The organism is Lutibacter sp. A64, assembly GCF_022429565.1.
Lineage (GTDB): Bacteria > Bacteroidota > Bacteroidia > Flavobacteriales > Flavobacteriaceae > Lutibacter.
This window is the reverse complement of the sequence record NZ_CP092487.1, coordinates 1,161,977-1,185,810: the sequence shown is the minus strand read 5'-3', so window position 1 is coordinate 1,185,810 and position 23,834 is coordinate 1,161,977. Positions and strand designations below refer to the sequence as shown.

Annotated in this window: 21 protein-coding genes; 19 read left to right on the top strand and 2 right to left on the bottom strand. The window is 28.5% G+C overall.

The features are described from left to right. The first annotated feature begins 121 nt into the window (after positions 1-121). The 8 genes from MKD41_RS04920 (at position 122) to MKD41_RS04885 (ending at position 6,724) form a co-directional block, all read left to right on the top strand. Positions 122-814, top strand: coding sequence for a hypothetical protein (locus MKD41_RS04920; RefSeq protein ID WP_240244326.1), 693 nt, complete (start codon positions 122-124; stop codon positions 812-814). A 71-nt stretch (positions 815-885) separates the two neighbouring features. After that, on the top strand, positions 886-1,815 hold the full coding sequence (locus MKD41_RS04915; RefSeq protein ID WP_240244325.1) for an ABC transporter ATP-binding protein: 930 nt from the start codon (positions 886-888) through the stop codon (positions 1,813-1,815). Between the two features lie 52 nt (positions 1,816-1,867). Continuing rightward, entirely contained in the window at positions 1,868-3,181 is a 1,314-nt protein-coding gene (locus MKD41_RS04910; RefSeq protein ID WP_240244324.1) for an ABC transporter permease, read from the top strand. A 52-nt stretch (positions 3,182-3,233) separates the two neighbouring features. Next, positions 3,234-4,064 (top strand): mechanosensitive ion channel family protein, encoded by an 831-nt coding sequence (locus MKD41_RS04905; RefSeq protein ID WP_240244323.1) that lies wholly within the window; start codon positions 3,234-3,236, stop codon positions 4,062-4,064. Between the two features lie 143 nt (positions 4,065-4,207). Further along, positions 4,208-5,371 (top strand): sigma-54-dependent transcriptional regulator, encoded by a 1,164-nt coding sequence (locus MKD41_RS04900; RefSeq protein WP_240244322.1) that lies wholly within the window; start codon positions 4,208-4,210, stop codon positions 5,369-5,371. 145 nt (positions 5,372-5,516) lie between these two features. Next, entirely contained in the window at positions 5,517-6,158 is a 642-nt protein-coding gene (locus tag MKD41_RS04895; RefSeq protein ID WP_240244321.1) for a peroxiredoxin, read from the top strand. Positions 6,159-6,171: 13 nt separating this feature from the next. After that, positions 6,172-6,486 (top strand): thioredoxin family protein, encoded by a 315-nt coding sequence (locus tag MKD41_RS04890; RefSeq protein ID WP_240227794.1) that lies wholly within the window; start codon positions 6,172-6,174, stop codon positions 6,484-6,486. Further along, positions 6,467-6,724, top strand: coding sequence for a DUF6952 family protein (locus MKD41_RS04885; RefSeq protein ID WP_240244320.1), 258 nt, complete (start codon positions 6,467-6,469; stop codon positions 6,722-6,724). Before MKD41_RS04890 ends, MKD41_RS04885 begins: the two co-directional genes overlap by 20 nt. Positions 6,725-6,816: 92 nt before the next feature. Here the strand turns inward: MKD41_RS04885 and MKD41_RS04880 are convergent, their stop codons facing one another. Next, complete coding sequence (locus tag MKD41_RS04880; protein WP_240244319.1) at positions 6,817-7,503, bottom strand: Crp/Fnr family transcriptional regulator; 687 nt, start codon at positions 7,501-7,503, stop codon at positions 6,817-6,819. A gap of 132 nt (positions 7,504-7,635) precedes the next feature. Here MKD41_RS04880 and MKD41_RS04875 point away from each other — a divergent pair, with 132 nt between their 5' ends. The 11 genes from MKD41_RS04875 to MKD41_RS04825 all read left to right on the top strand — a co-directional run bounded on the left by MKD41_RS04875 (position 7,636) and on the right by MKD41_RS04825 (position 20,473). Next, complete coding sequence (locus MKD41_RS04875) at positions 7,636-10,005, top strand: heavy metal translocating P-type ATPase (RefSeq protein WP_240244318.1); 2,370 nt, start codon at positions 7,636-7,638, stop codon at positions 10,003-10,005. A 112-nt stretch (positions 10,006-10,117) separates the two neighbouring features. Continuing rightward, the gene (gene ccoS, locus MKD41_RS04870) at positions 10,118-10,318 is read left to right on the top strand and encodes a cbb3-type cytochrome oxidase assembly protein CcoS (protein WP_240244317.1); all 201 of its coding nucleotides are present in this window, start codon (positions 10,118-10,120) and stop codon (positions 10,316-10,318) included. 31 nt (positions 10,319-10,349) lie between these two features. Next, complete coding sequence (ccoN, locus tag MKD41_RS04865) at positions 10,350-12,518, top strand: cytochrome-c oxidase, cbb3-type subunit I (RefSeq protein ID WP_240244316.1); 2,169 nt, start codon at positions 10,350-10,352, stop codon at positions 12,516-12,518. 7 nt (positions 12,519-12,525) lie between these two features. Next, complete coding sequence (locus MKD41_RS04860) at positions 12,526-12,723, top strand: cbb3-type cytochrome c oxidase subunit 3 (protein ID WP_240244315.1); 198 nt, start codon at positions 12,526-12,528, stop codon at positions 12,721-12,723. Continuing rightward, a complete protein-coding gene (locus tag MKD41_RS04855; protein WP_240244314.1) occupies positions 12,716-13,363 on the top strand; it encodes a cbb3-type cytochrome c oxidase N-terminal domain-containing protein in 648 nt (215 codons plus the stop codon). The genes MKD41_RS04860 and MKD41_RS04855 overlap by 8 nt, the downstream gene beginning before the upstream one ends. 257 nt (positions 13,364-13,620) lie before the next feature. Continuing rightward, complete coding sequence (gene ccoG, locus MKD41_RS04850) at positions 13,621-15,036, top strand: cytochrome c oxidase accessory protein CcoG (protein WP_240244313.1); 1,416 nt, start codon at positions 13,621-13,623, stop codon at positions 15,034-15,036. 114 nt (positions 15,037-15,150) lie between these two features. Continuing rightward, positions 15,151-15,603: a FixH family protein gene (locus tag MKD41_RS04845; RefSeq protein WP_240244312.1), complete on the top strand. Its 453-nt coding sequence runs from the start codon at positions 15,151-15,153 to the stop codon at positions 15,601-15,603. 1 nt (position 15,604) lies between these two features. Next, positions 15,605-16,327 carry a sulfite exporter TauE/SafE family protein gene (locus MKD41_RS04840; RefSeq protein WP_240244311.1) on the top strand — a complete coding sequence of 241 codons (723 nt, stop codon included), beginning with the start codon at positions 15,605-15,607 and terminating at the stop codon, positions 16,325-16,327. A 1-nt stretch (position 16,328) separates the two neighbouring features. Then, positions 16,329-17,186 carry a polyphosphate kinase 2 gene (gene ppk2, locus MKD41_RS04835; protein ID WP_240244310.1) on the top strand — a complete coding sequence of 286 codons (858 nt, stop codon included), beginning with the start codon at positions 16,329-16,331 and terminating at the stop codon, positions 17,184-17,186. Positions 17,187-17,188: 2 nt separating this feature from the next. Further along, positions 17,189-17,977, top strand: a complete 789-nt coding sequence (ppk2, locus tag MKD41_RS04830; protein WP_240244309.1) for a polyphosphate kinase 2 — start codon at positions 17,189-17,191, stop codon at positions 17,975-17,977. Positions 17,978-18,034: 57 nt separating this feature from the next. Then, on the top strand, positions 18,035-20,473 hold the full coding sequence (locus MKD41_RS04825; RefSeq protein WP_240244308.1) for a helix-turn-helix domain-containing protein: 2,439 nt from the start codon (positions 18,035-18,037) through the stop codon (positions 20,471-20,473). Here the strand turns inward: MKD41_RS04825 and secA are convergent, their stop codons facing one another. Continuing rightward, positions 20,474-23,815, bottom strand: coding sequence for a preprotein translocase subunit SecA (secA, locus tag MKD41_RS04820; protein ID WP_240244307.1), 3,342 nt, complete (start codon positions 23,813-23,815; stop codon positions 20,474-20,476). Between the last annotated feature and the right edge of the window lie 19 nt (positions 23,816-23,834).

Below are 23,834 nucleotides of genomic sequence, written 5' to 3'. Positions count from 1 at the left end.
AATATATAAAAAAAATACTATGCACGCATAATAAATTGAAAAAATACCTATCAAAAAAGATTTGTTTGCTTTTTATAAAAAAAATGAATAAGTTTAAAAAACTAAAACTAACTATAAAAATATGACTACTAAAGAATTAATTGGAAAGGTTATTATTCAAGAAAACATTGACACGGTTGATGAAAACAAAATACCAAAAACATTTGTAATTAATGTTCCCGATCCGTTTAAATCTTATTATAGCAGGTTTACAGATATTAATAAACCTATTTCTATAATTTTTGTAACTAAAGTTCAAAATTCTTTTGAAAAAATATTAAGAACAACTAGAAAAATTAATGAGACTTATAATTTAGAATTAATAGGTGCTAAATGTGAAATTTCAATTGGATCGAGAAAACTGAATGGGATACGAGTAAAAGGTATAAATAGATATACAGAAATAGCAACTATACAACAATATTACCACAACGCTGGTTTTGAATTTGCAAAAAGTGAAAAATTTAAAGATACAGATGCACTAATTAGAATAAACAGATTTTTTAATATAGACGAATTAGAAAAAGGATTTTACCAATCTAAAGAAGAAAGTGATGTTTTTTATATAGAAATTCCAGAGCACTTATCTTGGGAAGAATTTAGAACCTATACTTTTGAAATTAAAAATAATATTACAGATAAAAGTTATGACATTGCTAAAGGTATTTTTTATACAAATGCAGGAATAACAGAAATGCTGCGTGTAGTTAAACCAAAGGCAACTATTGAGTTTTTAAAAGAAATTCAGCGAAAATATATCGAGAAAATTTATTAATTTATTGCGAGTTTAGCCAATTTCAAATAAAATAATTTTACTTTCGTTTTTTTAAATCAATAATAAAAAGAATGAAACATGTTTTAACGGTTGAAAATGTGAGTAAAAGCTATGGAGATTTTACAGCATTAAACAACGTTTCAATTTCGGTTCCAAAAGGAAGTGTTTTTGGATTATTAGGACCAAACGGAGCTGGAAAAACCTCACTTATTAGAATTATAAATCAAATTACCTTACCAGATAAAGGTATCATATATTTGGATGGAGAAGAGCTTAAGCCTGAATACGTACAGCAAATAGGGTATTTACCTGAAGAGCGAGGTTTGTATAAAGGTATGAAAGTTGGTGAACAAGCTTTGTATTTAGCACAACTTAAAGGCTTGTCTAAAACAGATGCTAAAAAGAAGCTAAAATATTGGTTCGAAAAATTTGATATTAGTGATTGGTGGGATAAAAAAATTCAGGAACTTTCTAAAGGAATGGCGCAAAAAGTACAATTTATTGTAACCGTTATGCACACGCCTAAATTATTGATTTTTGACGAACCTTTTAGTGGTTTTGATCCAATTAATGCCAACTTAATTAAAGATGAAATCTTAAAATTACGAGATGAAGGAGCAAGTATTATTTTTTCTACTCACAGAATGGAATCTGTTGAGGAGTTATGCGATTATATAGCTTTGATAGATAAATCTAAGAAAATTTTAGACGGAAAGTTAAATGATATTAAAGAAGAATTTAAAACCAATCAGTTTGAAGTTGGCTTATCATGCAACGATAAAAATGTTCTTTTAAAGGAAATAAATTCAAAATTTACTACAGCAACTTCAGAAACAATGACTTTTAACGAAGATCTTCGTTTAATTGTAGATTTAAAAAACACAGAATCTTCAAAAGATTTAATTCAATTTTTAAATAACAAAGCACAAATCACTCATTTTACTGAAATTATTCCAAGTGCTAACGATATATTTTTAAAAGCTGTAGCAAATAATTTATAATTGAAAAAGATAATCTTTTAGTTTTCAATCTTTTAATCATTCAAAATACCTAATGGATAAATTAAAATTAATAATAAAAAGAGAGTTTTTAGCAAAAGTTAAAAACAAATCGTTTATAGTAATGACCATATTAAGTCCGCTTTTAATGGTTGGGCTTAGCGCATTAATTATATTTTTAAATGTAAAAAATAGTGAAGAGGTAAAAACAATAGCATTTGTAGATGAATCTAACGTATTAGAATCTGTATTTACAGATTCAAATTCAATTAAATATGTAGATTTAACAGTACTAGGTATTGATGAGGCAAGAAAACAAACAGAAGGTAATTATTACGGTATTTTATACATTCCCAAAAAAGATAGTTTAACAGCAATAGCTTCAAATATTTCATTTTATTCTGAAGATGCACCTAGTTTAAGTTTATTAAGTAATATTGAAAGTATTTTAGAAAAACGAATTAGAGATTTAAAAATAGAACAACTTAATTTTGATATAGAAAAAATTAAAGCAACAGAAACTACAATTAATATAGCAACAGAAAATTTTACAGGTGAAAAATCTTCAAAAATTGGAAGTATTTTAAGAATGGTTGCAGGAGGTGGATTTGGCTATTTAATTTTTATGTTTATAATTATTTACGGAACCTCTGTAATGCGTAGTGTTATTGAAGAAAAAACAAGTAGAATAATTGAAGTTATAATTTCATCAGTAAAACCATTTCAATTAATGATGGGGAAAATTTTAGGAAATGCGTTAGCTGGTATTTTACAGTTTGTTATTTGGATGATTTCAGCCGGATTTTTAATGTACATTTTATCTTTATTTTTTGCTGCTGATGCATCAGTTTCTAGTGCAGCAATAGGACAGGTGGATTCTGAAATTACACAACAAGTAGAACAAACTTTAATGAGCGATATTCAAATTGCCTTTATGGAAGTGAGAAACTTACCAATTTTAACCATGTTTTTTTCATTTATAATATATTTTATTGGAGGTTATTTAATTTATAGTTCTATTTATGCGGCAATCGGTGCTGCGGTTGATAGCGAAACCGATACACAACAATTTATGATGCCCGTTTTAATGCCGTTAGTTATTGCAATTTATGTTGGTTTTTCTGTAATAGAAAATCCGCACGGACCAATAGCGCTTGCATTTTCATTGTTTCCATTAACATCACCAATTGTTATGTTAATGCGAATACCATTTGGAGTACCAATGTGGCAAATTATTACTTCTATGTTACTTTTAATAGGTACATTTTTATTAATAGTTTGGTTTGCAGCAAAAATTTATAGAGTCGGTATTTTAATGTACGGAAAAAAACCAAGCTATAAAGAATTGTATAAATGGTTAAAATATTAAAGAAGTTTTTATTTTTAAAATAACTACAATAAATTAGTGGTAAAATTTAAATATGGAAGGAGTTGTCGACTTTTTAAATTATGAAATTGATTTTAGTAAAGATATACACATAACTGTTAAAGCAATTTTAATAGTTATTATTACTTTAATACTTGCTTCTGTAGTTTTAAAATTTATAAAAAAAATAATAACAAAAAATTTACCAAAAGAAGATAAAATAAAATTTAGATCGTTATTTTCTTATAGTAAATGGTTTATTTATGTAATAATTGTTTTAACCACATTCCATAATATAGGTGTTAATATAACAGGGGTTTTTGCAGCTTCAGCGGCCTTGTTAGTAGGTATAGGTTTAGCATTACAAACCTTATTTCAAGATATAATTTCAGGTGTTTTTATAATAGTTGATCAATCTGTTCATGTAGGTGATATTATAGAGTTAGAAGGTAAAGTAGGTAGAGTTGAGGAAATTAAATTAAGAACAACAAGAGCTGTTACTATAGATAATAAAGTGCTAATTATCCCAAATCATTTATACTTAACAAATAGTTTATATAATTGGACAGCCAACGGAAAAGAAACGCGAGAACATATTTTAGTAGGTGTGGCTTATGGCAGTGATACAGAATTAGTAAAGCAATTATTACTTGAAGCAGCTGCTTCTCATTCAGCAGTTTTAGCAGAACCTAAACCTTTAGTTTTATTCGTTAATTTTGGAGATAGTTCATTAGATTTTAAATTAATTTTCACATTAAATGATAGTTTTCTCGCATCTATACCTAAAAGTGACATCCGTTTTAAAATTGATACACTTTTTAAAGAACACAATATATCAATTCCATTTCCTCAAAGAGATGTTCATGTTATTAAGTCGGAAAATTAAAAAAAAGCATATATAAAAACTTGAAATTTATTTTTGATACCAGATACCAGTTTCTAAATGCTAAAAACAAATTAAAATAAATGTTGGCTTACTTTTTGAAGTGAAAAATAAGTATAATTTGAAATTCATTAAAAATACTATAAATGTCGAAAATATTAATAATTGAAGATGAAGCTGCAATTCGCAGAGTATTAACAAAAATTATTTCTGAAGAAAATGATGCCTATCAGGTAGAAGGAGCAGAGGATGGTTTAGTTGGTTTAGAAATGATTACAAAATCGGATTATGATTTAGTGCTTTGTGATATTAAAATGCCTAAAATGGATGGTGTTGAGGTGTTGGAAAAAGTAAAAAAAATTAAACCTGAAATTCCTATTGTTATGATTTCTGGCCACGGAGATCTTGATACAGCTGTAAATACAATGCGTTTAGGAGCTTTTGATTATATTTCAAAACCGCCAGATTTAAATCGTTTACTAAATACTGTTAGAAATGCACTTGACAGAAAACAATTAATTGTACAAAATAAACTTTTAAAGAAAAAAGTGAGTAAAAAGTATGAGATGATTGGTACAAGTGCAGCCATAACTCATATAAAAGATATGATTGAAAAAGTAGCTCCAACAGATGCTAGAGTTTTAATAACTGGACCAAATGGAACAGGTAAAGAGTTGGTAGCGCATTGGTTACATGAAAAAAGTGCTAGAACAAAAGCACCTATGATTGAAGTAAACTGTGCTGCAATTCCTTCAGAATTAATAGAAAGTGAGCTTTTTGGACATGTAAAAGGATCGTTTACAGGAGCTAATAAAGATAGAGCGGGTAAATTTGAAGCAGCAAATGGAGGAACCATTTTTTTAGATGAAATTGGAGATATGAGTCTGTCTGCTCAAGCTAAAGTTTTAAGAGCATTACAAGAAAATAAAATATCTAGAGTAGGTAGCGATAAAGATATTAAAGTAGATGTAAGAGTAATTGCAGCCACTAATAAAAACTTAACTAAAGAAATTGCAGATGGAAAATTTAGAGAAGATTTATACCATAGATTGGCTGTAATTTTAATAGAAGTACCAGCATTAAACGATAGAAGAAATGATATTCCTTTGTTAATTAACTTTTTTGCTGCACAAGTTGCTAGTGAACAAGGTACAGCTGTAAAAACTTTTTCTGAAAAAGCCATAAAACTTTTACAAGAATATAGTTGGACAGGTAATATTAGAGAACTAAGAAATGTAGTAGAACGACTTATTATTTTAGGAGAAAAAGTTGTTTCAGAAAATGATGTAAAGCTTTTTGCTAGTAAATAGTTAAACCTTATATCTTTTATTTATAAGTATAAATAAATCTTATGTTAATATAAATAATTAGCATAAGATTTTTATTTTATTTATAGTTTTAGACTGTATATTTGTAATGTTAAAAAAGAATATTAATAATTAAAAATAATAAAAAATGGCAACAGCTGTAGGTAAAAAATTTCCAGACTTAAATGTAGATGCAATGAACGAAATGGGTGATACATTTAAAGTAAATGTATTAGAAGAAGCAATTAATAATAACAAAAAAGTATTGTTATTTTGGTACCCAAAAGATTTTACATTTGTTTGTCCAACTGAATTACACGCTTTTCAAGAAGCTTTAGGTGAATTTGAAAAAAGAAATACAGTAGTAATTGGAGCTTCTTGTGATACTCCAGAAGTACATTTTGCTTGGTTAAATACACCAAAAGATAATGGAGGTATTGAAGGTGTTACATACCCAATTTTAGCAGATAGTAACCGTAATTTATCAAGTATTTTAGGTATTTTAGATATTACAGAAGAAACTTTTGATGAAGCAACAGGAACTGTTCAAGTTGAAGGAGATAATGTAACATATAGAGCTACTTACTTAATTGATGAAGACGGAGTAGTTTTTCATGAAGGAATAAATCATATGCCAGTTGGTAGAAATGTAAATGAATATTTACGTTTAATAGACGCTTATACGCACGTTCAAAAAAATGGAGAAGTTTGTCCAGCTAACTGGGAAGAAGGAAAAGATGCAATGTCTCCAAACGCAAAAGGAACAGCAGAATACTTAGCTTCACACTAAAAAATAATAAATTATGTTTCAAGAGTTAACAGAAGATAATCTAGAGCAAATTGTAGCTGATAATAAAACTGTAGTTGTACAATATGCAGCTACTTGGTGTGGTAATTGTAGAATTATGAAACCAAAGTTTAAAAAATTAGCTACTGAAAATCCAGATGCTGTTTTTGTAATTGCTGATGCAGAAAAATTTCCAAATACGCGTAAATTAGCAACTGTAGATAATTTACCAACGTTTGCAACTTTTAAAGCAGGAGCTTTTGTAAATCAAGTACAAACAAATAAATTTGAAATTTTAAAAGACTTAGTAAATGAAGTTACCAGTAATTAAGCACTTAACTAATTTTATCGAAGAAAACGATCAAGATTATGTTATTGAAACCATAGAAACTTTGGAAGCTTTAACTGAAGTGCCATCGTTAAAGGATGAAGAGTTAGATGTTATTGGTGAAATTATTTCTAATCTTTATGGTGCCATAGAAGTTGATAAAATGGTTAAAGATGGTATGCCAAAAAAAGAAGCATTAAACACATTTATGAAACGTGTTTTAGGATCTATTGATTCTTAATATAATTTACTACAACTATAATAATCATAAGAAATCCCAAGTTTAGCTTGGGATTTCTTTTATTTATAAATAATTTAAGAATATTTTAAAAATTAATAACCTTCAGAAATATTTTTTAATTCATTTTTATTAGAAATTTTAATTTTTTTACCTTGTAAATCAATTACGCCATCTTTTTTAAGATTAGATAATAATCGTATAGCAGATTCTGTAGCTGTTCCAATAGTGTTTGCAATTTCTTCACGAGTTAAAACAACATCAATAAAGCCTTTATTATCTAAGCCAAATACTTCTTCTAAATGCAATAAAGTTTCTGCTAATCTATCTTTAACGGGCTTTTGAGCCATTTGAGATATTAAAGTATTAGCTTCATTTAATTGATGTGAAATATTTCTCATTAAATTAAGAGAGAATTGATTATTTACCTTAATGGTATCTAAGATATCTCCTTTTGGTATAAAACAAACATGCATATCTTCAAGGGCAATTGCATTTAATCCAACTAATTCTTCACTTAATAAAGAACGATGTCCTAAAATATCTCCTCCTTTAATAAATTTTATAATTTGCTCTTTACCGTTGGTATTTAGTTTTGTTAATTTTCCTTTACCATCTTTAATGCAATACAAACCATTTATAGCACTTCCTTCTGTCATTAAATGTTCTCCTTTTTTTATAATAACAGTTGTTTTATGATCAGAAAAAGTTTCTATTTCATCATTAGTTAATGTTTTTAAAGCATTAAATCTTTTTATAATACATTGCCTGCAGTTCGACATACGAATAGGAATAGTTTTAATTAAAACATTACAAATTTACAAAATTAAATGATACTATTTAGTTATATAATATGATATTTGTCATTGTTATACCGTAAGAAATCAATAGTTTTGTAGTGTTAATTTAGCAATATGAGTGTAAAAAATTGTTATCACTGCGGTGCGGATTGTGGCAAAAAACCAGTAGAGTTTAATGATAAGTTTTTTTGTTGCAACGGTTGTAAAACTGTTTACGAAATATTAAACGCTAGCGAATTAACTTGTTATTACGATTTAGAATCTTCTCCTGGTTCAATACCTTCCGATATTAAAGGAAAGTACAATTACTTAGATAACGAAGAAATAATTGAAAAACTTTTAGAATTTAACGATACTGAAACTTCAGTTGTAGAATTTTACATTCCAAGTATACATTGTAGTTCTTGTATTTGGGTATTAGAAAATTTAAATAAGCTTAATGAAGGGGTAACTATTTCAATGGTTAATTTTCCAAAGAAATTATTACGAATTACTTTTAAGAATAAAAGCACCAATTTAAAAGAATTAGTAGAGTTAATAACATCAATAGGGTATGAGCCATATATAAGTTTAGAGGATGCGGATTCTAAAAAAAATAAGGTTGACAAAACATTAATTTATCAGGTCGCTATTGCTGCATTTGCTTTTGGTAATATAATGTTATTATCCTTTCCAGAGTATTTTGAAGTTGATGAATTTTGGTTAGAAAAATACAAGCATTTATTTAGATTGTTAATGTTTGTAATGGTAATACCCGTTGTTTTTTATTCGGCAAAAGACTATTTTATTTCTGCTTACAAAGGTTTAAAACATAAAATGTTAAATATTGATGTTCCAATAGCTTTAGGAATTTCTGTCTTATTTGTAAGAAGTACTGTAGAAATATTTTTAGATATTGGTTCTGGTTTTTTTGATAGTTTATCTGGTTTGGTTTTCTTTTTATTATTAGGTAAATTTTTTCAACAAAAAACATATAACTTTTTATCGTTTGAGAGAGATTATAAATCTTATTTTCCAATAGCAGTTTCTTTAATTTTAGATGATAAAGAAATAAATATACAGGTAAAAGATATAAAAAAAGGCGATCGTCTTTTAATTAGAAACGGAGAATTGATTCCTGTAGATGGTATTTTAATAAATGGAAATGCAGCTATAGATTACAGTTTTGTTACTGGAGAATCTATACCTGTAATAAAAAATTCTGGAGATAAATTATTTGCTGGAGGAAAACAAACTGCGGGCGCTATTGAAATGGAAGTAATAAATTCTATTGAACAAAGTTATTTAACTCAGTTATGGAGTAATGATGTTTTTAATAAATCTAACGAAAAAACTATAAAAAATATTACAGATTCTATAAGTAGATTTTTTACAATTGCTATTTTATTAATTGCCTTTTTGGGTGGTGTTTTTTGGTACTTTTATAATGTTGATATGTTGTTTAATGTTGTAACGGCAGTGTTAATTATAGCCTGTCCTTGTGCATTAGCTTTATCAGCTCCATTTGCTTTTGGAAATATTTTACGAATTTTTGGATATAAGAATTTTTATTTAAAGAATTCAGAAACCATAGAAAATACATCAAAAGTAGATACTATTATTTTTGATAAAACAGGAACCATTACAACAAGTGATAAATCTCAGTTAACATATTATGGAACTGCATTAACCGATGTGGAAAAAAGTAGTTTAAAAAGTATATTAAGAGCTTCAAATCACCCATTAAGCAGATCTTTATATGAATTTTTAGATGTAGAGTCATTAATTGAAAAACCAACTTCTTTTAATGAAATTTTAGGAAAAGGTATTGAAGCAACTATAAATAATACCACTTTTAAAATTGGAGCTTCAAGTTTTGTAGAAGCTAAATCTGTAGCTACTAATGAAACGTCTATTTATATAAAAATAAACAATGAATTTAAAGGATATTATTTATTTAAAAACAGTTATAGAGAAGGAACAAAAGAAGTTTTTGAAAAGTTAGGTGTAAATTACAATTTGGTAATACTGTCTGGAGATAATGATGGAGAAAAGCAGTATTTACAAACGCTATTACCTAAAAACACATTGTTTAAATTTAATCAAAAACCAGAAGATAAGTTAGAGTTTATAAAAAACATGCAAGAAAATAATAAGAAAGTTATGATGATTGGAGATGGACTAAATGATGCAGGTGCATTGGCTCAAAGTAATGTTGGTATTGCTATTTCTGAAGACGTAAATGTATTTTCTCCAGCTTGTGATGCCATTTTAGATGCTAAACTCTTTAATAAATTACCAGAGTTTTTAGAGCTTTCTAAAAAAACTATAGCTATAATAAAAGCTAGTTTTGTCTTATCGTTTTGTTATAATGTAATTGGTTTATATTTTGCTTTGACAGGAATGTTAACTCCTGTTGTAGCAGCAATTTTAATGCCTTTAAGTTCAATTTCAATTGTAGTGTTTGTAACTATTCTTACAAATTGGGTTTCAAAAAAGTTATAATTTCGTACATTAGATAAAATCTAATTAAAATAGTATGATATTTATCATACTATTTTACAAATTAAATAATATTTTTGTCATTTATTCCAAAAAATAACTAATTAAATTAAAAATGGAGGTAGTTTACATAACTATAGGTGTAAGTATTATTGTTGCCGTGTTTTTTTTTATAGTATTTATAAAGTCTGTAAAATCGGGACAGTATGAGGATACCTACACGCCGTCTGTAAGAATGTTATTTGATGATGAATTGGTTACAAAGAAAAAAGAAAAATTAGTTCAAAAAGAACAATTAGAAAATCAACAAGAATAATTATATAATCATTTAAATTAATCAAACAAGTATGGAAAAAGAACAGTTTTATTATGATAATAAAATAGTTAAAATGTTTCTTTGGGCTACAATTCTATGGGGAGTTGTAGGAATGTTAGTAGGGCTTTTAGTAGCACTTCTTTTTGTTTTCCCAGGATTATTAGAGTTTACAGGTTCAGATAGTGCTATTTCTTGGTTAAGTTTTGGTCGTTTACGTCCTTTACATACCAACGCAGTTATTTTTGCCTTTGTAGGGAACGGTATTTTCTTAGGGGTTTACTACTCAACTCAGAGATTACTTAAAACAAGAATGTTTAATGACGTTTTAAGTAGAATTCATTTTTGGGGCTGGCAATCAATTATAGTAGCAGCTGCAATTACATTACCTTTAGGGTTATCATCATCTAAAGAATATGCCGAATTAGAATGGCCAATAGATATTGCCGTTGTTTTAATCTGGGTAGTTTTTGGAATAAACCTTATTGGAACCATTTTAAAAAGAAGACAAAGACATATTTATGTAGCAATATGGTTTTATATTGCAACATTAGTAACTATTGCTGTTCTATACATATTTAACAATTTAGAAATGCCTGTGTCTGCATTTAAAAGTTATTCAGTTTACTCTGGAGTACAAGATGCATTGGTACAATGGTGGTACGGACATAATGCGGTGGCGTTTTTCTTAACAACACCAATTCTAGGTTTAATGTATTACTTTGTTCCTAAAGTTGCTAATAGACCAGTTTATTCTTATAGACTTTCTATTATTCACTTCTGGACATTAATATTTTTATACATTTGGGCTGGACCTCACCATTTATTATATACAGCATTACCAGAATGGGCACAAAATTTAGGTACTGTATTTTCTGTAATGCTTATTTTCCCATCTTGGGGTGGTATGATAAACGGATTGTTAACCTTGCGTGGAGCTTGGGATAAAGTTCGTGAAAACCCAGTATTAAAATTCTTTGTAGTAGCTATTACTGGTTATGGTATGGCTACTTTTGAAGGACCTATGTTATCGTTTAAAAATTTAAATGCAATTGGACATTATACTGATTGGATTGTCGGTCACGTACATATTGGAGCTTTAGCTTGGAACGGATTTATGATTGCTGGTATTGTATATTGGTTAGCAGAAAAATTATGGAAAACACCATTGTATTCTAGAAAATTGGCAAATACACATTTTTGGTTAGGTACTTTAGGAATTTTATTTTACGCAATACCATTATATGTTGCAGGGTTTACACAAGCATTTATGTGGAAACAATTCAATCCAGATGGAACATTGGTGTATGGTAACTTCCTAGAAACTGTTACACAAGTAATTCCAATGTATGCAATGCGTGCAATAGGAGGTACTTTATATTTAACAGGTTTTGTTTTATTAGCAATAAATGTTATTAAAACAGCAAAAGCAGGATCTACAGTTGAAGATGAATTAGCTGAAGCTGCTCCATTGAAAAAAATTAGTGGTAGACGAATTGCAGGAGAAGGTTTGCATACTTGGTTAGAAAGAAAAACAGTATTATTTACAATTTTAACAACTGTAGCTATTTTAATAGGTGGATTGGTAGAAATTGTTCCGTTAATATTGGTAAAATCTAACATCCCTACAATAGAAAGTGTTAAACCATATACACCACTAGAATTAGAAGGAAGAGATATTTATATTAGAGAAGGTTGTAATAACTGTCACTCTCAAATGATTCGTCCTTTCCGTTCTGAAGTTGAACGTTATGGAGAATATTCTAAAGCTGGTGAGTATGTTTACGATTATCCATTCTTATGGGGATCACGTAGAACCGGACCAGATGTACATAGAGTTGGTGGAAAATACAACGACAATTGGCACTTTAACCATATGTTAGATCCTAGATCTACATCTCCAGGCTCTATTATGCCACGATATTCTTGGTTGATTAAAAATGATATGAATGCTTCTAATTTAGAAAGTAAAATGGAAGGGCTAGTTAGTCTTGGTGTTCCTTATACAGAAGAAGAAATTAAAGGAGCTAAACAAGCTTTATTAACTCAAGCTAAAGAAATTGAGAATAATCTAAGACAAGATCCTGAATTTGTTAAAAATTATGGCTCAAGTAATATTCAAAATAAAGAAATAGTAGCTTTAATTGCTTATTTACAACGTTTGGGTACAGATATTAAAGCAAATCAAACAGCCTTAAAATAATAAACCTATGTTAAAATTTATAAAACATAATTTAGAGAGTATTGAAGGTGTTGAAATTTATCCAATAATTTCACTAATCTTATTCTTCTTAGTTTTTTCAACAATGATCATATTTGTTTTTAGACTTCCTAAAAGAAGAATTGATAATTTAAGTAATTTACCTTTCGATAACGATACTAATACAAAAGAAAATACAGATGAATAAAAATTCAGAAAACATATCGGGTTGGAAAAAGTTTATGAAATCCATGACTAAGGCCCACGATTTAGGAACGGAAGAAGACATAATGTTAGAACATGATTATGATGGTATTAAAGAACTAGATAATGTATTACCACCATGGTGGTTATACGGTTTTTATATTACCATAGCAATTAGTATCTTTTACTATGTTCAAGTATTTTATAATTCTGAAGAATATAGTCAAGAAAAAGAATTTGCAACTGAAATAGCAGAAGGTAAAGCGCAAGTTGAAGCGTACAAAGCTGCTAATCCGGAATTATTCGATGATTCTAATATTGTAGCCTTAACAGATGCTGAAAGTATTTCAAAAGGAAAAGAATTGTTTGCATCTAAAACTTGTACGGCTTGTCATTTAGCTGATTTAGGTGGTAGTATTGGACCTAATTTAACAGACAATCATTGGATTTTAGGTGGTGATGTTAAAAGTATTTATAATACTATTTCAAAAGGTGGTAGACCAGGTAAAGGTATGATTGCTTGGGAAAGTACTATTAGTAGAGATGAAAGAATTCAGTTGGCAAGTTATATTGTTTCTATGCAAGGAACACAACCAGCAAATCCAAAAGCAGCTGAAGGAGATATTATTTGGCCAGAAGAATAAAAAGTAGTTAGGCATTATTAATATTTAACAACTTGCTAGCTTAGTTGGTTTAACAGTATTATAAATGTTAATTTCTACAAAAAAACATCAAGTTTTTATTTTTAAAGTTAGTAGAAAAGTTGGGGTAAAGTAACAGATTTATAATATTCTAATAATTAAATCTGTTTCTTTACCCTTTTTTTGTCACTTTTGTTTCTTAATAAGACAACAATAAACTATAATTTTGCTTAACTTTTTAATTCAGAATAAAGTTTACAATGGATAAAGATAATAAAGAAGTATTTAGAGATTCAATAGCAACAATTGATAAAAGTGGAAAAAGAAATTTTATTTTTCCTAAAAAACCAAAAGGTAAACTTTATAATTATCGAACGATTGTTAGTTGGTTTTTATTAGGCTTTTTATTAGCTGCTCCTTTTATTAAAATTAAAGGAAACCAATTTTTACTATTTAATATTTTAGAACGTAAATTTCATATTTTCGGTTTCCCTTTTTGGCCACAAGATTTTCATTTGTTAGTAATTTCAATGCTTGTTAGTGTTGTTTTTGTAATTTTATTTACAGTAGTATTTGGAAGAATATTTTGTGGGTGGGTTTGTCCTCAAACTATTTTTATGGAAATGGTTTTTAGAAAAGTAGAATACTTAATTGAAGGAGATAGATCCAAACAAATAAAATTAGATAAACAAGAATGGAATGCTGAAAAAATTAGAAAACGTGTTTTTAAATGGTTTATGTTTTTTATAATATCGTTTGTAATTTCAAATGTATTTTTAGCGTATATTATTGGTTCTGATAAGGTTTTATCTTATATAACTGATGGTCCATTAGAGCATCTTAGTACATTAGCTTATCTATTAGCTTTTACCGGTGTTTTTTATTTTGTATTTGCTTGGTTTAGAGAACAAGTTTGTATTATTGTTTGTCCTTATGGTAGATTGCAAGGAGTATTATTAGATAATAAATCTATTAATGTTGCATATGATTATGTTAGAGGAGAGGGAACTTCTGGTAGAAAAAAATTACGTAAAGATGAAAATAGAGATGAACTTGGGCATGGAGATTGTATAGATTGTAAACAATGTGTACAAGTTTGTCCAACAGGTATTGATATTAGAAATGGTACGCAATTAGAATGTATTAACTGTACAGCGTGTATAGATGCTTGTGATGCTATTATGGATAGATCTGGATTTGATAAAGGTCTTATACGTTATGCTTCTGAAGATAATATCGATAAAAAAGAAAAATTTAAATTTAACGCGCGTTTAATTGCTTATTCTACAATATTAACCATATTAATTGGGGTTTTAATAACAATGTTATTTTTAAGAAATGATATTGAAGCTACAATTTTGCGTTTGCCAGGGCAAACTTTCCAAAGTACCGAAACTACCATTAAAAATGTGTATACCGTTAAGTTAATAAATAAAACAACCGAAGATTTAGAAAATTTAGATCTTAAATTAATTTCTCATCCAGGAAAAATAGACCTAATTGGAGGTAAAATTAATCTTGTGAAACAAGGGTTAAAAGAAGGGACTTTATTTATAGAAATTGATAAAAAAGACCTAAATTCGTCTAAAGAAAAATTAAAAGTAGGAGTGTATTCAAATGGTAAATTAATTGAATCTACAACTACTAATTTTACGGGTCCTTTAATTATTAAATAACATAAAAATAAGCGAGCTAAGTGTCTTTTAACCGGTTGAATGGTTATGTATAAATCATTCAATAAGGATGTGGTAAGTAGCACGTAATTTATACGAAACAATAAAAATAAACACATGAAAATTAAATTTACTTGGCCAATGGGTATTGTTATCGCATTGGTATCGTTTATGGTATTTATATTATCTTTTGTGTATAAAGCACATTTTGTTAATAAATATGACCATCATTTGGTATCTGAAGATTATTATAAAGATGAGCTTAATTATCAAACAGAAATAGATCAACAAAATAAAGGGATTGCTTTAAAAGAAAATGTTTCAATAAAAAAAACAAGTGAAGGTTTATTAATTGTATTTCCAAAAGAATTTGATCCATCAACTATTTCTGGTACAATCTATTTTCAAAGGTTATCTAATGATAAAATTGATTTTGACTTACCAATTAAATTAGAAACAAATGAGTTTTTAATAAAAAATGAAACATTGGTTGAAGGTAGGTGGGATATTAAAATTGAGTGGAAACAAGCTGAAAGTGAATATTTATTCAAAGAAAAAATAATGTATTAATATGCTATGGACTGCGTTGGTTTTAGGTTTAGCTGGAAGTTTCCATTGTATAGGTATGTGTGGGCCAATAGCTTTTGTATTGCCTGTAGATAGATCTTCTAAATCAAAATTAATATTTCAAACAATTTTATACCACTTAGGGCGTATAATTAGTTATTCTCTTATTGGATTACTTTTTGGTTTTATAGGTAAAGGATTGTATTTGGCTGGTTTTCAGCAACGTTTGTCCATTTTAATGGGGGTTGTAATGATTGCCATAGTATTAATACCTGTAGCAATTTTTAATAAATACAATTTTTCTAAACCTTTATATCAAATTATAGGAAAAGTTAAACAAAAGTTGGGTTCATATCTAACAAAAAAATCTAATAAAGCATTATTTTTAATTGGGTTTTTTAATGGGTTTTTACCTTGTGGACTTGTTTATATGGCTTTACTTGGTTCAATATCAACAGGTAATGCTGTTAATGGAGCGTTATATATGGCAGTTTTTGGAATTGGTACAATTCCTTTAATGACTGGTGCAATATTTTTAGGGAATTTTGTAAATTTATCTATTAGAAATAAAATTCAAAAAGCAATTCCAGTATTTGTTGTTATTATTGGATTATTATTTATATTGCGTGGATTAGGATTGGGGATACCTTATATCTCACCTTCAGATGCAAAATTACAAATATCCAATAATCCTGCAGATTGTATAACTATTGAAAAGTCAGAATAATATGGCAATACATCCAAAACTTACTAAAGAAGATTTTGAAAAAGCTTCTTCGGGTAAAGAAATATTAGATATCATTAATGATAAAAATATAAACATAGATAAAGTTAAAAAAAGATTATTCTATGATGATGAGCTTAAAAAGTTACAAATAGAATTAGTTAAACTACAACAATGGATATCTAAAAATAATAAAAGAGTAGCAATTATTTTTGAAGGAAGAGATGCTGCTGGTAAAGGAGGTAATATTAGAAGGTTTACAGAACATTTAAACCCTAGATCTACGCGTTTAGTAGCACTTACTAAGCCTACGGAAGTTGAACGCGGTCAATGGTATTTTAGACGCTATATTAAAGAATTACCAAACTCTGGAGAAATAGTATTTTTTGATAGAAGTTGGTACAATAGAGCAGTGGTAGAGCCAGTTATGGGGTTTTGTAATGAAACACAATATGAAAAATTTATGGTACAAGTACCAGAGTTTGAACATATGCTTTGTGAAGATAATTTAGTGTTGATAAAATTTTGGTTTTCAATTTCTAAAGATGAACAATTATCTAGATTTAATGCCAGAATTGGAACCCCTTTAAAACGTTGGAAATTTAGTCCTGTTGATAGAAAAGGACAAGAACTTTGGGATGATTACACGCATTATAAAGAACAAATGTTTAGTAAAACCCACACAAGTTATAGCCCTTGGATAATAGTTAGAGCTAACGATAAAAAAGTAGCACGTTTAGAATGTATTAGATATGTATTATCTCAGTTTAATTACGAAGGGAAAAACAAAGCATTAACTACGTTATTGCCAGATCCTAATATTATTATGCGATACCATCGTTCATCAAAACAATTAGATTAATTATGCACGAGTTTAAATTAACACCAGAAAATATAGATCATCTGAATACCAATAAAGGACTTACAGCATTATTATCTAGAGAACCTTATAATTTAGAAAGAGCTGTAAGGTATGTTAAGTATGAAAAACGCCTAAAAAAGCTTCAAATAGAATTGATTAGAATGCAAACTTGGGCAATTAAAGAAAATGAACGTATTATTATAATTTTTGAGGGTCGTGATGCTGCAGGTAAAGGTGGTGCAATTAGACGTGCAACCGAAAGAATGAACCCAAGACTTATAAGAAAAGTTGCTTTGCCAAAACCAACAGAAGATGAAAAAACGCAATGGTATTTTCAACGCTATGTAAATCAATTTCCAAAGGCAGGAGAAATTATATTTTTCGATAGAAGTTGGTATAATAGGGCAGTAGTTGAACCTGTAAATGGATTTTGTACGCAAGAGCAATATGAAACATTTATGAATCAAGTTAATGATTTTGAACGTATGATTACCGAATCTGGAATTAGATTGGTAAAAATTTATATGTCAATTTCTAAAAAAGAGCAAGCTAAACGTTTTGAAGAAATTAAAAATAACCCTTTAAAACAATGGAAAATGACTCCTGTAGATGAAAAAGCACAAGAATTATGGGATGTGTATACAGAGTATAAAAATAAAATGTTTAAAAAAACAGCAAAAAATACTGTCAGTTGGAAAATAATTAAAGCCAATAAAAAAACAATTGCCAGAGTTAATGCTATTAATCATATTTTAAAAAGTATTCCTTACGATAAAAATTTAGAAATTTAAAAGTTGTAAAAAAATTCCTACATTTATAGTTAAAACTTTTAAATCTAGCTTTGTTATATGGAAACTAATAAAGAATTAGAATTAGTTTGGAATTTTGTAAATAACACTGATAGAACTATTTTTTTAACAGGAAAAGCAGGTACAGGTAAAACAACTTTTTTACATAAATTAAAACTTAATTCTTTAAAAAGAATGGTAGTAGTTGCTCCTACAGGAGTTGCTGCAATAAATGCAAAGGGTGTAACCATACATTCGTTCTTTCAACTTCCTTTTGGTCCTTTAGTGCCAGATTCTGAGTTGGATTCTTCTACTAGTTTTAATAGAAAATTTAGCAAAACTAAAATCAATATTATTAAATCTATGGATTTATTAGTTATTGATGAAATTAGTATGGTTAGAGCAGACTTGTTAGATGCAATAGATAAAACTTTAAGACGTTTTAGAAATAGAAATAAAGTTTTTGGTGGAGTTCAATTGTTAATGATTGGAGATTTACAACAATTATCTCCTGTAATTAAAGAAAACGAATGGGAATTATTGAAACCCTATTATAAAAATGGCTTCTTTTTTAGTAGTTATGCATACCAACAAAGCAATGCTATAACTGTAGAATTAAAACACGTTTATAGACAAAACAATGAAACGTTTATTCAAATTTTAAATGAAATTAGAAATAATGCACTTTCACAAGCATCAGCTAATGAGTTAAATAAACGATATATACCAGACTTTATTCCAAATGAAGATGATGGTTATATAGATTTAACAACACATAATAATAAAGCAGAAAGTGTAAATAGAGCAGCGTTAGATAAATTAACTACAAAAACCCAAAGTTATACAGCTACTATAGAAGGAAAATTTCCAGAATACGCATATCCTAACAAAGAAGAATTAATTTTAAAAGTAGGAGCACAAGTATTATTTATAAAAAATGATAGCTCATATGAAAAACGCTATTTTAATGGTAAAATTGGAAAAATTATTTTTTTAGATGAAAATGAAGTAATTGTTAAATGCAAAGATGATGATGCTAATATTATTGTTACACCAGAAATTTGGGAAAATATTAATTATACGGTAAATCCAGAAACTAAAGAAATTATTGAGAATTGCATTGGATCTTTTAAACAAATTCCTTTGCGCTTAGCTTGGGCAATAACAATTCATAAAAGTCAAGGTTTAACGTTTGAAAAAGCAATTATAGATGCACAAGGTGCTTTTGCGCATGGGCAAACCTATGTAGCACTTAGTAGATGCAAATCTTTAGAAGGTTTGGTGCTTAAAAGCCCAATTGATTCAAGGCAAATCATTAGCGATAATAATGTAATTACATTTAATAAAAATGCAGCTAAAAATCAACCAGATGAAAATGATTTACAGCAATCGAAGTCAGAATTTCAACTAAATTTAATTTCAGAAGTATTTGATTTTTTTAATGTTTTACATCCAATTAATCGCGTTTTAGATATTTTTTATAAAAATAAAACTACAATTAACGGTAATTTAGAACCAACATTTGTAGCTATAAAAGATACAATTGCAAACTTATTAAAAGTTGGAAATTCTTTTAGAATACAATTGCATACTTTAGCTAAAACAACTACAGAACCCGAAGTAGATAAAACAATTCAAGATCGATTTATTAAAGCAATTGAATACTTTAATGAACAGACTATAAATTTTATAGAAACTCCGTATAAAAAGTTTAATTATACAACAGATAATAAAACAGTAGAAACAGATATTGATAAACAATTAGATATAATTGAAGCGTTTTTAATAACCAAATTAAGTTATTTTAAAAATTTAACAGTAGGATTTAGTACACTAAAATTTTTAGAATTAAGAGCTAATGCAGTCTTTTTAGCTAAACAAACGCCTAAAAAAGCTAAAGTTATTGTTGTTGATGGTACTGTAAATAAAGAATTGTTTGAACGTTTACATAAATTAAGAGATACCATTGCTAAGAAAAATGATATAAAACATTATCAAGTTTTTTCTCAAAAAGCCTTGTATAGTTTATGTGAAATATTACCAACAACTTCTAAAGAGCTATTAAGTATAAATGGTTTTGGTAAAATACGTATAAAAAAATATGGAGAAGCTATTTTAAAAGTTATTACAGATTATTGGATTGAAAATGATATTGAAGTTGTTAAAGATAACATGTTTTTTGAAGAAAAGCCTTTAAGAAAAAAGAAAGGAAGTAGTAAAAAAATATCTTTAAAATTATTTAAATCTGGAAAAACCATTGAAGAAATTGCCGAAGAAAGAGGGCTTAGTTCAGAAACAATAACAACACATTTAGCTTCTTTTATTCCTTCAAAAGAAGTTGAAATAACAGATTTAATATCAAAAAGTCATTATAAAGAATTAAAAGAGTTAATTCCTACAATGACTTTTGAAAATCTTTCGGACCTAAAACACCAAATAGATGATAAGTATTCTTATACCGATTTGCGTTTGGTGGTAAATTATTTAAATAATGAATAATTAAGCTTCATCAACTAATACCCATTCTCCTTTTTGAATTAGAGGAATGGCTTGTTTGTATTTCACTGATTTATTTTCGCCGCTCATTACATTTTTAATTGTCACTTTTTCGTTTCTACCAATTTTACGTTCAGTACGTACAATAGTTTCAACTACTTGTGGTTGTTGCGTTTGATTTGTTTGTGTTTGCTCAGAAGTATTTTTATAATCTTCTTTGCTTAATTGCACTTTTTCTCTTTTTTGTTCTCTTGCTTGAGAAACCTGATTTGCATCTTGAGATGGTAATTCACCTTTAAATAAGAAAGAAAGAACTTCTTTATTTATTTTGTCAAGCATTTCATTAAACAACTCAAAAGATTCAAATTTATAAATTAATAATGGATCTTTTTGTTCGTATGTTGCATTTTGAACCGATTGCTTTAGTTCATCCATTTGACGTAAGTGATCTTTCCAAGTATCGTCAATAATGGCTAAAGTAATATTCTTTTCAAAGTCTGTTACTAAGCCTTTTCCTTCACTTTCATAGGCTTCTTTTAAATTAGTAACAACTTTTAATTCTTTAGTTCCATCAGTAAAAGGCACAACAATACGCTCGTATTTATCTCCTTGATTTTCATAAACATCTTTAATAACCGGATAAGCTGCTTTTGCACTTCTTTCTAATTTTTCTCTATAATGTTTATAAACTATGTCAAAAAGTTGATCTGTTAATTCTTGTTCAGATAGTTTTTTAAATTCTTCTTCGGTAAAAGGAGAGGATGTAGAAGAGAAACGAATTAATTCAAATTCAAAATTTTGATAATCGTTTGCTAGTTTACTTTCTCTAACAATAGCGTTACAGGTATCATAAACCATATTTACAATATCTACTTGTAAACGTTCTCCGTAAAGAGCGTGACGACGACGTTTGTATATAACTTCACGTTGTGAGTTCATAACATCATCATATTCTAATAATCTTTTACGAACACCAAAGTTGTTTTCTTCTACTTTGCGTTGTGCACGTTCAATAGATTTAGTAATCATAGAATGTTGAATGACTTCACCTTCTTGAAGTCCCATTCTATCCATCATTTTTGCAATTCGTTCAGAACCGAACAAACGCATTAAGTTATCTTCTAAAGATACGTAAAATTGAGAAGAACCTGGATCTCCTTGACGACCAGCACGTCCACGTAACTGACGGTCTACACGTCTAGAATCGTGACGTTCTGTACCAATAATAGCTAAACCACCGGCTTTTTTTACAGCTTCAGATAACTTAATATCTGTACCACGTCCAGCCATATTTGTTGCAATAGTTACAACTCCTGGGTTACCAGCTTCAGCAACAATATCTGCTTCTTTTTTGTGTAGTTTTGCATTTAATACATTGTGTTTAATTTTTCTAATAGAAAGCATTCTTCCTAATAATTCAGAAATTTCAACCGAGGTTGTACCAACTAAAACTGGTTGTCCATTATTAACTAATTTTTCAATTTCATTAATAACAGCATTGTATTTTTCTCTTTTTGTTTTAAAAATTAAATCTTCTTTATCATCTCTAACTAAAGGTACATTTGTTGGTACTTCAACAACATCTAATTTATAAATGTCCCAAAATTCACCAGCTTCTGTAATTGCAGTACCTGTCATACCACTTAATTTGCGGTACATTCTAAAGTAATTTTGAAGCGTTACAGTAGCATATGTTTGTGTTGCAGCTTCAATTTTTACATTTTCTTTAGCTTCAATAGCTTGGTGTAATCCGTCTGAATAACGACGGCCATCCATAATACGACCGGTTTGTTCATCTACAATTTTAATTTTATCATCCATTATTACATATTCCACATCTTTTTCGAATAGGGTATATGCTTTTAATAATTGATTCATTGTATGAATTCGCTCACTTTTAATGCTAAAATCTCTGTATAATTCTTCTTTTTTAGCAGTAATTTCTTCAGTAGATAGGTCGCTGTTATCTATGGCGCCAAGTTCTGTACTTAAATCAGGTAAAATAAAGAAACTTTCATCTCCATCATCTCCAGATAAATAAGAGATTCCTTTATCTGTTAGTTCTATTGAATTATTTTTTTCATCAATTACAAAATACAATTCCTCGTCAATTTTTGGCATTTCACGATTGTTGTCTTGCATATAATGGTTTTCAGTTTTTTGCAAGAGTTGTTTAATACCTTCTTGACTTAAAAACTTAATAAGAGCTTTACTTTTAGGTAAACCTCTAAATACACGTAATAGTAAAAATCCACCATCTTTTGTGTTTCCTTCAGCAATTAATTTTTTTACTTCTGCTAAAACTCCAGTTAGATAATTTTTTTGAATGGATACAATTTTATCTACACTTGGTTTTAATTCGTTAAATTCGTGTCTATCGGCATTTGCAGTGGCTCCAGATATAATTAAAGGAGTACGAGCGTCATCAATTAATACAGAATCGACCTCATCTACAATGGCAAAATTGTGTGGGCGTTGTACTAGTTCGCTCGGTGAGTGTGCCATGTTATCACGTAAATAATCGAAACCAAATTCGTTATTAGTACCATAAGTAATATCAGAATTATAGGCTTTTCTACGTGCATCTGAATTTGGTTGATGATGATCGATACAATCTACACTTAAACCATGAAATTCAAAAATAGGCCCCATCCAAGCGGCATCACGTTTTGCCAAATAGTCGTTTACGGTTACTACATGAACACCTTTTCCAGATAATGCATTTAAATAAACGGGTAATGTAGATACGAGTGTTTTACCTTCACCAGTCATCATTTCAGCAATTTTACCTTGATGTAAAACGGCACCACCTATAAGCTGTACATCGTAATGTACCATATCCCAAGTTACTTGTTTACCTTGTGCATCCCAGGTATTTGACCAAAATGCTTGGTCGTCTTCAAGTGTAATATTGTCTCTTGTTGCAGAAAGTTCTCTGTCGAATGGAGTTGCAGTAACTGTAATAGTTTTGTTTTCTTTAAAGCGTTTTGCAGTTTCTTTAACAACGGCAAATGCTTCGGCAGTAATTTCTTTTAGTGTTTTTTCTAAAGCTTCGTACGAGCTTTCTTCTAGTTGATCAATTTCTGTATATATTTCTTCTTTTCTATCAACATTTGCATCGTGAGCTTCTTTTTTTAACTCTTCAATTTTTGAAGTATATTCGTTAGTTGCTTTAGCTATAATGTCTTTAAAATAAGCTGTTTTTGCTCTTAATTCGTCGTTTGTTAGATTTGACATTTCACTCTCAAAAGCGGCAACTTTTTTTACAATAGGTTGTAGTAATTTTAAATCGCTTTTTTTCTTATCTCCAACAAATATTTTTAGTACGGAATTTATAATACTCATGTTTTGTGTATGAATTTAT

What these genes read in the sequence shown, in the direction of transcription:
- MKD41_RS04905 (WP_240244323.1), top strand. Translation starts at nt 3,234, where the DNA reads ATGGAAGGAGTTGTCGACTTTTTAAATTATGAAATTGATTTTAGTAAA.
- MKD41_RS04920 (WP_240244326.1), top strand. Translation starts at nt 122, where the DNA reads ATGACTACTAAAGAATTAATTGGAAAGGTTATTATTCAAGAAAACATT.
- ppk2 (WP_240244310.1), top strand. Translation starts at nt 16,329, where the DNA reads ATGGCAATACATCCAAAACTTACTAAAGAAGATTTTGAAAAAGCTTCT.
- ppk2 (WP_240244309.1), top strand. Translation starts at nt 17,189, where the DNA reads ATGCACGAGTTTAAATTAACACCAGAAAATATAGATCATCTGAATACC.
- ccoG (WP_240244313.1), top strand. Translation starts at nt 13,621, where the DNA reads ATGGATAAAGATAATAAAGAAGTATTTAGAGATTCAATAGCAACAATT.
- MKD41_RS04885 (WP_240244320.1), top strand. Translation starts at nt 6,467, where the DNA reads ATGAAGTTACCAGTAATTAAGCACTTAACTAATTTTATCGAAGAAAAC.
- MKD41_RS04825 (WP_240244308.1), top strand. Translation starts at nt 18,035, where the DNA reads ATGGAAACTAATAAAGAATTAGAATTAGTTTGGAATTTTGTAAATAAC.
- MKD41_RS04845 (WP_240244312.1), top strand. Translation starts at nt 15,151, where the DNA reads ATGAAAATTAAATTTACTTGGCCAATGGGTATTGTTATCGCATTGGTA.
- MKD41_RS04855 (WP_240244314.1), top strand. Translation starts at nt 12,716, where the DNA reads ATGAATAAAAATTCAGAAAACATATCGGGTTGGAAAAAGTTTATGAAA.
- MKD41_RS04875 (WP_240244318.1), top strand. Translation starts at nt 7,636, where the DNA reads ATGAGTGTAAAAAATTGTTATCACTGCGGTGCGGATTGTGGCAAAAAA.
- MKD41_RS04915 (WP_240244325.1), top strand. Translation starts at nt 886, where the DNA reads ATGAAACATGTTTTAACGGTTGAAAATGTGAGTAAAAGCTATGGAGAT.
- MKD41_RS04910 (WP_240244324.1), top strand. Translation starts at nt 1,868, where the DNA reads ATGGATAAATTAAAATTAATAATAAAAAGAGAGTTTTTAGCAAAAGTT.
- MKD41_RS04860 (WP_240244315.1), top strand. Translation starts at nt 12,526, where the DNA reads ATGTTAAAATTTATAAAACATAATTTAGAGAGTATTGAAGGTGTTGAA.
- MKD41_RS04900 (WP_240244322.1), top strand. Translation starts at nt 4,208, where the DNA reads ATGTCGAAAATATTAATAATTGAAGATGAAGCTGCAATTCGCAGAGTA.
- MKD41_RS04895 (WP_240244321.1), top strand. Translation starts at nt 5,517, where the DNA reads ATGGCAACAGCTGTAGGTAAAAAATTTCCAGACTTAAATGTAGATGCA.
- MKD41_RS04880 (WP_240244319.1), bottom strand. Translation starts at nt 7,503, where the DNA reads ATGTCGAACTGCAGGCAATGTATTATAAAAAGATTTAATGCTTTAAAA.
- MKD41_RS04890 (WP_240227794.1), top strand. Translation starts at nt 6,172, where the DNA reads ATGTTTCAAGAGTTAACAGAAGATAATCTAGAGCAAATTGTAGCTGAT.
- MKD41_RS04840 (WP_240244311.1), top strand. Translation starts at nt 15,605, where the DNA reads ATGCTATGGACTGCGTTGGTTTTAGGTTTAGCTGGAAGTTTCCATTGT.
- ccoS (WP_240244317.1), top strand. Translation starts at nt 10,118, where the DNA reads ATGGAGGTAGTTTACATAACTATAGGTGTAAGTATTATTGTTGCCGTG.
- secA (WP_240244307.1), bottom strand. Translation starts at nt 23,815, where the DNA reads ATGAGTATTATAAATTCCGTACTAAAAATATTTGTTGGAGATAAGAAA.
- ccoN (WP_240244316.1), top strand. Translation starts at nt 10,350, where the DNA reads ATGGAAAAAGAACAGTTTTATTATGATAATAAAATAGTTAAAATGTTT.